The following is a 10864-nucleotide window of genomic DNA, read 5'->3' as shown; positions in this document are numbered from 1 at the left end:
GAGACGACACCATCACGATTCGCCATAGCATTCCAATCCCGCAACAAGGCCCTCCGCAAGGCGGCAATCTACCGCCATGCAAGACTGACGGCCAAAATTACCTTTTGCGTAAGGGGAGTGATCTCTCCTCTGTTATCTAACATTGTGCTCAGCGCAATCGAAGAACGCTACGAGAGGTGGGTGGATCACCGCACGAAACTCTACTCCTGTCGAACAAAAGACGGGATTGCGGCAGCAAGAAGTGCACGTAGCAGTGATCGGAAAGCTGGTCGTTGTGTGTTCTTACCCGTGCGCTACGCCGACGACTTTATCCTGCTGGTGTCAGGCACAAAGGAAGACGCATTAGCGGAGAAATCCGCTCTAGCTGACTACCTGCGTGAAAACACCGGCCTGGAACTGTCACAGGAGAAGACAAAGGTTACAGCCTTGACGGACGGATTCGAATTCCTCGGATTCCGTTTCGGCGCACATTGGAACAAATGCTATGGCTTCGGCACACGCGTTGAAGTTCCAAAGGCAAAGGCCGCTGACCTACGTCAACGGATCAAGCAACTGACAAGGCGTAACACTACCCTCGTCAGCCTTGGCGAAAAGCTCAAAGAGATCAATCCCATCCTTCGCGGGTGGGCGAATTATTACCGCTACTGCGCCTACGCCGGTGATGTATATACCAGCCTCGACTGGTATATCGGAGACCGAATATGGCATTGGTTGCGGTATAAACGCCCAAAGGCGTCAGCGCACGAGATACTGGCCAGTCGTAGGCCAAGCCAGCTTCGGCGCACGCGCAATGTCTGGCAGGAGGGAACAATGGAGCAGTTTTTGCTCTCACTGACTCCAGTCTGCCGGTACCGCCTCGCATGGATAGGGAAGCCTAACTTCATCATGTCTTCCGGAGAGCCGGATGCGGAACGAAAGCCGCAAGTCCGGTTCGGGAAGAGGCGGTGAGAAACCGGTCGCTGTAAAGCGATACGGCGCTCCCCGCCTACTTTTACATGTCACAGTGTTTCGTGATGATCTTGGACAGGGCGCTACGATTGAAGAACTCGAAGCAATGACAGGGAAAAAGCGGCGCGCGAAGCTGGATGCTATCCGCGATAGCTGCCGGAAGTACATCAATGACGACCTGCAAAACAATATCGGAAAGGTCTTGTTTGAGACACTCGGTACGGCTGGCACACCGAATGATGCAGCTCGCCTTGAATCTGATCCCGACGACGCCGATCAGCAGACTCTCTTGCTTTGGTATCCGAGTGTAACCGGCGCGCGTGATGATGGCTATGTCCGACCCGCGGTCCGCATCGAGTCCGGTGCTAAGTCCGCGCTCGATCCGAATGGAGCGAGGACTATTGCGCCGTATATCACCGACGAACTTGGAGACGTTGATTTTTCCGTTGCTAACGTCACAACTGTCGAAGCGGACCGTACTCTATGGGATAAGGTCGTTATCCTGCACGGCTTGCGTAGCTGGTTCGAGATTCGAGGAGAAGTGCGACAGGAAGGCCAGCGCATCACCCGTCATTATTATGACGTCCACCGTCTGGTTGAATCGCCGTTGCGTGACCATGCACTGGAGACGCTTGAATTGGCGATCGATTGCAGCCGTCATGCACGAATGTTTTTCAACCGCCCTGACTACGACTTACAGAGCGCAGTTCCTGGGCAGTTCGCTCTCACTCCTACGCACGGAATGCTCGACGCTCTTCGTCGGGACTACGACAAGATGGCGGAGATGATCTTTGGACCCGTTTCCAATTTCAATACCGTGATCCATTCAATAGAGTCCTTCGAAGCCCTTGTCAATCAAGCGCCCGCGCCATGAGTCTGAGTCAAAATCAACGGTCTTGAAGAGCTCGGAAGGAGCTCGGAAGTTGATGGCTTCCGAGTTCAACTCTGGCCGCGGATATTTCAACATGAACTCACTCGCTTTGGTTCAAGAACGTCATGCGTCATCCCGCTGCTATTTCGATATACATCGCAGATGAGAAGGAACTTTCAGGCTGGTTCCTTGACGAGGCATGATGATCGTGTCAGAAAAATGCTGCATTTTTCTGACAAACGGCCCACACGGGACGAAACGAGGAGACTTGCTAAATACTTACAATACACGTAATTTTTTACGGGTATCGTATGGAAAAGGCAAGTGAAAGCTCGCAGGAAGCCGTGTCAATATTGCACTCCCAGCGAAAGAAAATAGTGGTATTTTTTCTTACAGGATCGGCAGGGGTGATATGAGTCAAACCATTGAAGAACAAATCATTTACGGGGCAATGGGAGTAGAAGGTGGTTGGGCGTTCTCTCCGAAGGACTTTGCAAATTTCGGAGGGCGGCCAACGATCAACAAGCGGTTTACAGCGGTGGCAGCGTGACTAATGTTCACCTGATCCGCCTCAGCACGTCCGAGTTTGGCGAGGACCGGATTCAGCGCGGCTCCATCCGCCCGCAATAAGATCAAGCCACCAATAGCGCTGCATCCACTGCAAGCAAAGTGCAAGTTGATATGGCTATACCGTGTAACAAAACCCCCTGTTTCAGGGGGTTTTGTTACACGATATGGTTGATCCTTTTCTCCGCCGTGTGCTGCATGGACACGCTGCGTACATCTTCCAGCTTATGCAGGAGCGCTTCGATGCGATACGCCTTGTCCTGTTCGGACGAGACTACGAAGACAACGCAAATCCCTTTGCTGTTCGCTTCACCGGCAAAGGAGCAGATGCTGACCATCTGGCTTTCGAGGATCTGAAGAATGCGTGAGAACAGCCTCCGTTGTTCGATTGCGTGTACATGAAACTTCCAGGTCATAGCGGCTCCTTTCGGCGGAAATGATTGCGGGCAATGAAAAAGCCACCAACGCGATGCGTGGTGGCTGCTGGCTTTTGCTTGGAAGAAAGGGTTACACGCCGGCACCACCTGATGAGTGGGTAATCAGAATGGGCGTAATAACGCCCGTGACCCGCAGGCGGGGCGATAGGGCGCGGTCGGTCGTGGAGGAGTTAGTCAGCATTACAGGTAGAACCAGAAGTACCAGTCCGCCATGAGCTCCGTCAATGTTTGCGAAAACGGGTGGCGAGTCAGTTTCAGGATTTCCCGTCATCCGGGAATAACCGGGATCGCTTCCCACAAGGCAACTTAGTGGGGCTAATTCCATCCTCAGTGAGCGCATTGGCGATGATGCGCTCTTTGAAATCGCTTCAGGCACCATCACGAGGCGGTAAGCAGAGGAGGGCGACTCCGTCTTGGCGATGAATTCTCGTGATCCGAAGTTCGCGACGGAAAGCAGTCGGCGAGAACATGATCTGAATAAATGGGCGACTTATCTACAGCGACCCACGGTAGGCGATTGGCGTCATGCCCATGACAGATCGGAAGATGCGCGCCATGTGATGGCGATTGGCGAAGCTGGTCGACTTCGCAACCTTTCGGCTTCGCTCAGCAAACTATTTGGCCCGCTGGATTCAAATCGCAGACGAGACGGGAATCTAGCTTCGACCGGGTTGCAAGCCTCCGTCTTCATCGCTGATCGTCACCATGATTTTATCTTCGGCGGGTGCCAATCGTCAAAATAATGCAGATATACTCTTATTCTTGGGTGGATTCAGGGCTTCCCCGGGGGGGATGGATGTCGGCCGATCAACCGGGTGAAATCACGGTGCTGCTCCATGAGTGGAGTGAGGGCAATGCTGCGGCAATCGAGCCCCTTTTCGAACTCGTCTATCCGCAATTGAGAAAGATTGCCAGTGCTCTTTTTCGAGGGGAGCGTCCGGAATGCCTGCAACAGCCTACCAGTGTAGTGAATGAGTTATTCCTGAAACTCATACGCCAGCGCAGTTTGAGATTTGAAGACCGCGGGCATTTCTATAGCCTTTCTGCACGCCTCATGCGTCGAGTCCTGGTGGATCATGCCCGCTCCGAAGGGCGACAAAAGCGCAACGGTGGAATTTCAGTCCCGCTGGATGAAAAACTAGCCTGGGTTGACGCGAAAAGCGCAGAGATCATGGATCTTGATCGCGCATTGGAAGAACTGGAGGCGTTGGATGCGCGCAAATGCCGCATGATCGAACTTCGCTTTTTCCTTGGATTCACGGCGGAAGAGACGGCTGAACTGCTTCACACTTCAAAGACCAGCATCGATCGAGATCTCAGATTCCTGCGTGGCTGGTTGTACGACCGCCTTCACTCGGCCTAATGCATGAAGCACTTTGTCTCTGTTTCGCGCCAACCCAGAGAGTAAACGAATGCCACAAGACGCAAAACACTGGGAACAACTGCAAGCTCTATTTCATCTTGTTGAGGCTACCCCCGAGGAAGACTGCGAACGGGTGCTGGCGGAGGAGTGTCCTGATCCGGAACTTCGACGCCGGACGATGGTTCTCTTCGAGGCAGCCCGTGTCGAAATTGCTGAGGATGCGCCCCAAAGTGTGCTCCCCGTGGGCGGTAAGATTGGTCCTTATGCGCTGCTTCAGCACCTCGGGTCAGGCGGCATCGGTTCTGTCTATCTGGTAGAGCGAATGATGGGGGGCACTGTGCAGCGGTCCGCACTCAAAGTGCTGGCGCCCCATGCGGCGGGCCCCTCATTCATCGAACGGTTTCACCGCGAAGAACATATCCTGTCGTCCCTGGATCATCCCAATATCACGCGCATGCTGGACGCGGGCCTTGCCGAGAACGGGCAGCCCTATCTGATCATGGAATACGTGGAGGGTCTTCATCTCGACGTGTATTGCGACGAACGGAATCTTGGAATTCCGGCACGGCTGCAGATGTTTCTCCAGGTCTGTGACGCAGTCGCGTATGCACACCGCAACCTGGTGGTCCATCTCGACCTCAAGCCCTCCAATATTCTTGTGACGGCCGAAGGCACGGTGAAGCTGCTTGATTTCGGCACATCGAAACTGATCCGACCGGACAGCTTGCTCACGACGACGATCATGGCGACGCCGGCCTACGCAAGCCCGGAACAACTTCGTAATGAGCCGGTGACCACCGCTTGTGACGTGTACTCGCTGGGGGCGATCCTGTTCGAACTGCTGGCTGGACGAAGGCAGGGAGATCGAACCTCCATCGCCGGCATGATCGAACGAGCGATGAATGAAGAGGAGCCGGAACGCCTGCCGAGAGTGTTGACGGGCGACGCCGCGATGCACCGAGCGGCATCGAACTCTGACAGCAGCGTATGGCTGAATGCGGACCTGTCGACGATTACAGCCAAGTGTCTGAGGCCCAGGCCTCGTGATCGGTACCAGTCGGTAGATTCGCTGATGGACGACATAAATCGGTACCTTGAAGGCCGGTCTGTGCTGGCCCGGCCACAGACGACTCTCTACAAAGTGGGCAAGTTCGTGCGGCGAAACTATCGTAGCGTGGCAGTTTCCGCGTTGGCGCTGCTCGCATTGGCGGGAACGCTGACCTATGCCGGATGGCGACAAGAGGAGGCCCTGCGTGAGGGCCAGCGCGCATTGCGCATGCAGACCTTCATGTACCGAATGTTCAAGCTGGCGAACTCCAATTACACCGGCAAGGCAACCGCGACCGTTCCGGATCTGCTCGATCTCGGAGTGAGGATGCTGCCGGATTATATCAAAGATCCAACCGACCTCCGTGAGGCGCAGATGGGACTTGCAGAGTCGATGTATGAAAACGGCGATCTCGATAGTGCACGGAAGGTATTCACGCAAACCATCGCAAGCGCGAAGGCTTCGGGAGACGTTAACGCTGAGGCAGAATCGGAGGCTTTTTCCGGAGAAATTGCTTATGTGCAAGGTGAGATAAACGCCGGTGCAGCGTTGACCGCACATTCACTGGCTTTGTCTGGGCAAAGCGGCGTCTCGCCTTCGGTGCGTGTTTGGAGTGCGATGTATTACGCATCCAACCGGGATAATATCGGACTCCGCACCGAGGAGAATCTGCGTTTGCTCCAGTCCGCCGTGGCGGATGCCCGTGCTCACAATCTGCCACCCCGCGAGACAGCCGTGGCGATGTATGCCCTGGCCGACGGCCTGGATATTCGCGGACGAATGAGCGAAGCACAGCAAATCTACGAAGAACTACTCAGTCTTTACTCTCAGGATCCGCTAGCGCTTTGCGATCAAGCGAGAGTTTATGGCGAACTGGGCTGGATCCGCAATCTCGATAGCGATTGGAACGGGAGCCTGGACTACTACAAACGAGCGCTGGACAGCTACTCCCGATGTTCCGGCCCGGATAGCCAGGGATATCTGGGGGTGCAGGCGGACCAATTGGGAGTACTCGCCAAGGCCGGTCGGGCGAACGAGGGCATCGACGCGATGGAGAGATCGATGCCGGCGCGGAGAAAACTGGGAAACAACTCTCAGATGGCAGACGCTCTTTATTTCTTAGCGAATGCCTATGCCGAGGTAGGACGTTATCGCGATGCGGAGAAGACCGCGGAGGAGTGGGTCACGATGCAGACAGGAAAGGTGGCGCCCACGTCTCGCGGGTTTGGCGTCACACACCTGGTCTGGGCGCGTGCGCTGGCTGGCGAGCAACGTTACCGGGATGCATTGCCGCATGCAGAGATCGCCGCGAACCTGTTGAGCAACGGCGTCTCTGCGTATGGAAAGAAGACGGATGCGGATGCTCATCAGTTCCTGGCCGACATTCAGGCGAAACTTGCGGCAAAGTAGTTCCGAGCTGACGCAGGAAAGCACCACAACTGGATATTCTCCCGCTTTGAAATACAACTTTTCGCTATTCCTTGCCTGCATCCTCACGGCAAAGTGCAAGGCTGGCAAAGCCGGCGTCGAGAAGGAACTGCTCTTCGACACAAGACTGGAAACGACTGAAGCTCCAGGGTGTTCGGTAAAGGGGCGGAGGTCTAAGCAGGCGCCCATGAAAAATAATTGAAATACCTTGACGCAGTTCTTTAACTTCTGGCGCGATCCATACAGGAGACTCGCCATGAACGAAAAAGCCCCATACTGCATATTAGCCGCCTTGTGCCTCTCTTTCCTCGGCATTGCGGCCAATGCCCAATCCAATTCCCCTGCCGCAGCTTCCGTTGCCAAACCCGCCGTCGTACCGCCTAAGGCCGCAGTCAACTACAGCAGGCTGCCTCTCAGCTTTGAACCGAACATGGGCCAGACCTCAAAGGATGTGCAGTGGCTGGCGCATGGACCGGAGTACACGCTATTTCTGGCGGGTCACGATGCGGTCCTGGAACTCAACAAAGTCGCTCCAGTCACGCCCGGGAAGATGGAGCAGAAGAAGATTACCTCTCTGGCGCTTCGCATGAACCTGAGGGGCGCCAACGCCGCGGAGCGCACCACCGGCGAAGAACTTCTGCCGGGAAAAGCCAACTATTTTACGAGCAGAAATCCTGAGAAGTGGCAGCGCAATGTGCCCATGTACGGAAAGGTTCGCCTGGATAAGGTGTATCCCGGCGTAGACCTCGTTTATTACGGGGAGACAGGTCGCCTGGAGTATGACTTTGTGGTCGCGCCCGGCGCTGATCCGGCAGCCATCCGGTTGAGTTTCGACGGCGCCACGCCACATCTCGCTGACAATGGCGATCTCATTCTGCCTGTGGACGGAACCGATGTCCGCTTCGAAAAACCAGTCGTCTACCAGATCAAGGACGGCAAGCACCAGCCTGTCGAAGGAAGCTTCGCCATTGCAGAAGACAAGCAGATAACCTTCAATCTTGGCGCTTATGACAAAAGCCGGGAATTGGTTATCGATCCAACCTTGCTGTTCGTCGGCACGCTGGGTACGGGCAGTGTGGGTACTGTGCCGAATGGAATGGCCGTTGATGCCTCAGGTGAGACCATCATCACTGGCTATACCCGCGATCTGGATTTTCCTGTCACTTCCGGGGCGTTGCAGACACAGTGTCAGACCTATTCCGCGGCGGCCAGCGGCAATATTACACGCTGCGGTCCGAATGATGGCGCGCAGACATCGGCGTTTGTAACTAAGATCAGCGCCGACGGCACATCGCTGGTTTATTCCACCTATCTGCATGGCGGCGGCGGCCAGGAATCGGGTCAATCGGTTGTTGCGGATGCTGCCGGCGATGCCTATGTCCTCGGAGCAACCAGCTCGAATGACTTCCCCATTACGGCGAATGCGTATGAGAGCCTTTGCCAGCCTTACTATTCGAATTCCGTCGAAATATCAGAATGCGATTCCACCACTATCAACGGATATGGTGACAATGGTCCGGTGATGTTCGTCGTAAAGCTGAATCCCACTGGCTCGGCGATTCTCTATGGAACATTCTTTGGTGGCACATACGCGGTATATCCGGTTCAGCTTGCGCTGGATAGCTCGAGCAATATCTACTTCACCGGCTACCTTCAACTCGCTCAAACCGCTTCGAATTATTATCCCAACAGTCCCAACGTTCCCTTTCCGGTGACCTCTGGCGCCTACCAGCAGTATGGAATCGGTGTGCAGGTCCCCACCCTTTCGGAACTGAGCGCGGATGGAAAAACACTGCTCTACTCAACGCTCATCGGATCGCAAAACACGTCAGGATTCTTTCCTACCTCTGAACCGTATGCTCTTGCAGTCGGACCAAACGGCATTGCCTACCTTGGCGGACAGACGCTGGCCGCGGACTTCCCAACGACCCCAGGAGTCGTAAGACCCACTTGCACTGTGTCCACCGCCAGTTCTGACAATTGCGCAGCTTATACCGCCTTCCTCAGTGCATTCGACACCACCAAGGCAGGGTCTGCCTCGCTTCTCTACTCCACCTACATTGGAGGTACCGAGGTCCCGATTGGCAACTCCGCCGAGCAACAAGTACAAGGCCTCGCTGCGGATAGTTCCAACAACGTGTATGTCACCGGATTCTCGAGTACCATCGACTTCCCAACCACCAAAGGCGCTTACCAGACCACTTGCACAGTGTTCAGTAACTCGGGAACGTGCAATCCGACGGGCTTCGTACAAAAGATCAACCCCACCGGAACTGCATATGTATGGTCGACGCTCTACGGCGGCGATAACACCGAAGGGGAGTATGGCAACCCCGAAGCCATCGCGCTTGACGCTAAGGGGCGTGTTTACATCTACGGCCAGAGCAGGTTTGGCGGTGGTGATTTTGTCAATCCGGTTGAAGGGTATTACGGCGGAGGCGACAAAATCTTTGTTGCAACGTTTTCTGCCGATGGCTCACAGTTGGAGTTTGGAACCCATCTCGCCAGTCTGGCTACCACAGCAAGCGAAAGTGATGAACCGGTCGCGGGTGGCGGTTTTGCGCTGGACACCACTGGCAATATCTATTTCGTCGGCTACGGCGCTGATAATGGGACATTCGTCTCGTCTTCGGGCGTTTACTCAGATACGTCCGTTGGCGCTGGTTACCGTGCCTACTTCGGAAAGATATCGCCGGTGCTCACACCCAGCACGACCGCCCTTACCATCGGCCCATCTCCTGCCTACGCCGGTGGCCCCATCACCTTCACGGCTGTTGTTACCAGCCCTTCGCAGACCACGCCCGTACCTACCGGCACGGTTGTCTTCACGAACACCGTCACGAGTCCGGCCACACAGTTGGGAACTGCCACGGTTGATGATTCGGGCACTGCCACCTTCACCACTAGTTCGCTGACGGCGGGCACCTATGGCATCACCGCCGCCTATTCGGGCGATGCTGAATATGAGCCGAATACCACAGCGGTACAGTCCCTTACAGTTGTTGCGCCGCCAGCACCGACGGCGACGAAAACCACCCTCGCTGCGTCATCCGCCAGCGTGGCCCCCGGAGCGAGCGTCACCTTCACCTCGACGACAACAGGCACGACTGGTACCGCCGCACCTACAGGAAGCGTTACCTTCCTGGATGGCACTACTTCATTGGGCACCGGCACGCTCAACGCGTCTGGAGTGGCAACCTTTACCACTACGTCACTGGCAGCGGGTTCCCAAAGCATCACATCCAGCTACGCGGGAGATGCCAGCAACGCACCGTCTATCTCCGGAGCCGTCACCGTTGTTGTCACAGCACCAGTGTCCGGCTTTACGCTCTCTCTGTCCTCGTCGAGCGCCAGCATTGCCAGTGGTGCAACGACACCTACTACAGTCACCGTCACTCCCGACAATGGCTTCAGTGCTGCGACTACGTTCGCCTGTTCGGGATTGCCGGCAAACTCCACCTGCAGCTTTAGCCCTGCCACTGTCACTCCCAGCGGAACGGCCGCAACAACAACCCTCACCATTGCCACCGGGGTGTCCACCTCTGTCGCATCGCTCGATCGCAACGCGGTGGACCGGGGAATGACGCACTCAGGAAGCATGGCGAAGATAGGTCTTGCGGGTTCCGGCGCGATGCTCGCACTGCTCTTCTGGCCAGGTTTCATGAACCGGAGGCGCGGAGCTCAATGGCTGCGGACGCTGGGCGTGGTCCTGTTAGCGATGGGGGCAATGCACGTGATGTCCGGATGCAGTGGGGGCAGCAAATCCACCACTCCGCCTAACGGCGCAACGCCTGCGGGATCATCAACAGTCACCATTACGGCTACTTCGGGAAGTCTGTCGCAGACCGCTTCCTTCACCCTCACTGTGCAGTAACGATCAAACGCATCTGGTTCATTGGAACACTGAGTCACATCGCAGGGATGGGCCGATTCATCGGCCCATCCCTCTTTCACGTTCGCCGGTACTCGTTGGAGACAGCAAGGGTCGAGACCGTCGCGTTAATCCTGGACGTATTATTGTCCTCGGGTTTCTTCCAGACCAAACGAACTCTTCCCTACGGATCGACGGCAACTGTCGCTAACAGTCAGTATGGAGTGACCGGCGCCGATGCCGCCGACCGTGGGTTAAGCTGTGAGCGTCCGAAGGACGCGCAGTTCAGAGCCACAAGCGGAAGGGAGCCGGTCATGAAGGAGAAGTTACG

Annotated in this window: 7 protein-coding genes; 6 read left to right on the top strand and 1 reads right to left on the bottom strand. The window is 55.8% G+C overall.

What is annotated here, in order from left to right; all coding sequences use genetic code 11:
* Positions 1-117 precede the first annotated feature (117 nt).
* Together ABSG47_RS18120 and ABSG47_RS18115 are read left to right on the top strand one after the other, a co-directional pair.
* Positions 118-948, top strand: coding sequence for a group II intron maturase-specific domain-containing protein (locus ABSG47_RS18120; RefSeq protein ID WP_424171126.1), 831 nt, complete (start codon positions 118-120; stop codon positions 946-948).
* A complete protein-coding gene (locus ABSG47_RS18115) occupies positions 905-1822 on the top strand; it encodes a nucleotidyl transferase AbiEii/AbiGii toxin family protein (RefSeq protein WP_424171124.1) in 918 nt (305 codons plus the stop codon). The genes ABSG47_RS18120 and ABSG47_RS18115 overlap by 44 nt, the downstream gene beginning before the upstream one ends.
* A gap of 722 nt (positions 1823-2544) precedes the next feature.
* Here the strand turns inward: ABSG47_RS18115 and ABSG47_RS18110 are convergent.
* Positions 2545-2802 carry a hypothetical protein gene (locus ABSG47_RS18110; protein ID WP_424171122.1) on the bottom strand — a complete coding sequence of 86 codons (258 nt, stop codon included), beginning with the start codon at positions 2800-2802 and terminating at the stop codon, positions 2545-2547.
* Positions 2803-3236: 434 nt separating this feature from the next.
* Between ABSG47_RS18110 and ABSG47_RS18105 the strand changes: the two genes are divergently transcribed.
* The 4 genes from ABSG47_RS18105 to ABSG47_RS18090 all read left to right on the top strand — a co-directional run bounded on the left by ABSG47_RS18105 (position 3237) and on the right by ABSG47_RS18090 (position 10536).
* Positions 3237-3566: a hypothetical protein gene (locus tag ABSG47_RS18105; protein ID WP_424171120.1), complete on the top strand. Its 330-nt coding sequence runs from the start codon at positions 3237-3239 to the stop codon at positions 3564-3566.
* 53 nt (positions 3567-3619) lie between these two features.
* The gene (locus ABSG47_RS18100; protein WP_424171118.1) at positions 3620-4186 is read left to right on the top strand and encodes an ECF-type sigma factor; all 567 of its coding nucleotides are present in this window, start codon (positions 3620-3622) and stop codon (positions 4184-4186) included.
* Between the two features lie 49 nt (positions 4187-4235).
* Positions 4236-6644 (top strand): protein kinase domain-containing protein, encoded by a 2409-nt coding sequence (locus ABSG47_RS18095; RefSeq protein ID WP_424171116.1) that lies wholly within the window; start codon positions 4236-4238, stop codon positions 6642-6644.
* A 274-nt stretch (positions 6645-6918) separates the two neighbouring features.
* Positions 6919-10536 (top strand): DUF7948 domain-containing protein, encoded by a 3618-nt coding sequence (locus tag ABSG47_RS18090; protein ID WP_424171114.1) that lies wholly within the window; start codon positions 6919-6921, stop codon positions 10534-10536.
* Positions 10537-10864 lie beyond the last annotated feature (328 nt).

The sequence above is a fragment of the Occallatibacter sp. genome (genome assembly GCF_049510455.1).
In the GTDB taxonomy this organism is placed as follows: domain Bacteria; phylum Acidobacteriota; class Terriglobia; order Terriglobales; family Acidobacteriaceae; genus Telmatobacter.
The sequence above is the reverse complement of the archived record's forward strand: the minus strand, read 5'-3'. Positions and strand labels throughout refer to the sequence as shown.

Bases quoted from the DNA above. Each gene is read 5' to 3' on its own strand.
- ABSG47_RS18095 (WP_424171116.1), top strand. From the start codon at position 4,236: ATGCCACAAGACGCAAAACACTGGGAACAACTGCAAGCTCTATTTCAT.
- ABSG47_RS18100 (WP_424171118.1), top strand. From the start codon at position 3,620: ATGTCGGCCGATCAACCGGGTGAAATCACGGTGCTGCTCCATGAGTGG.
- ABSG47_RS18115 (WP_424171124.1), top strand. From the start codon at position 905: ATGCGGAACGAAAGCCGCAAGTCCGGTTCGGGAAGAGGCGGTGAGAAA.
- ABSG47_RS18110 (WP_424171122.1), bottom strand. From the start codon at position 2,802: ATGACCTGGAAGTTTCATGTACACGCAATCGAACAACGGAGGCTGTTC.
- ABSG47_RS18090 (WP_424171114.1), top strand. From the start codon at position 6,919: ATGAACGAAAAAGCCCCATACTGCATATTAGCCGCCTTGTGCCTCTCT.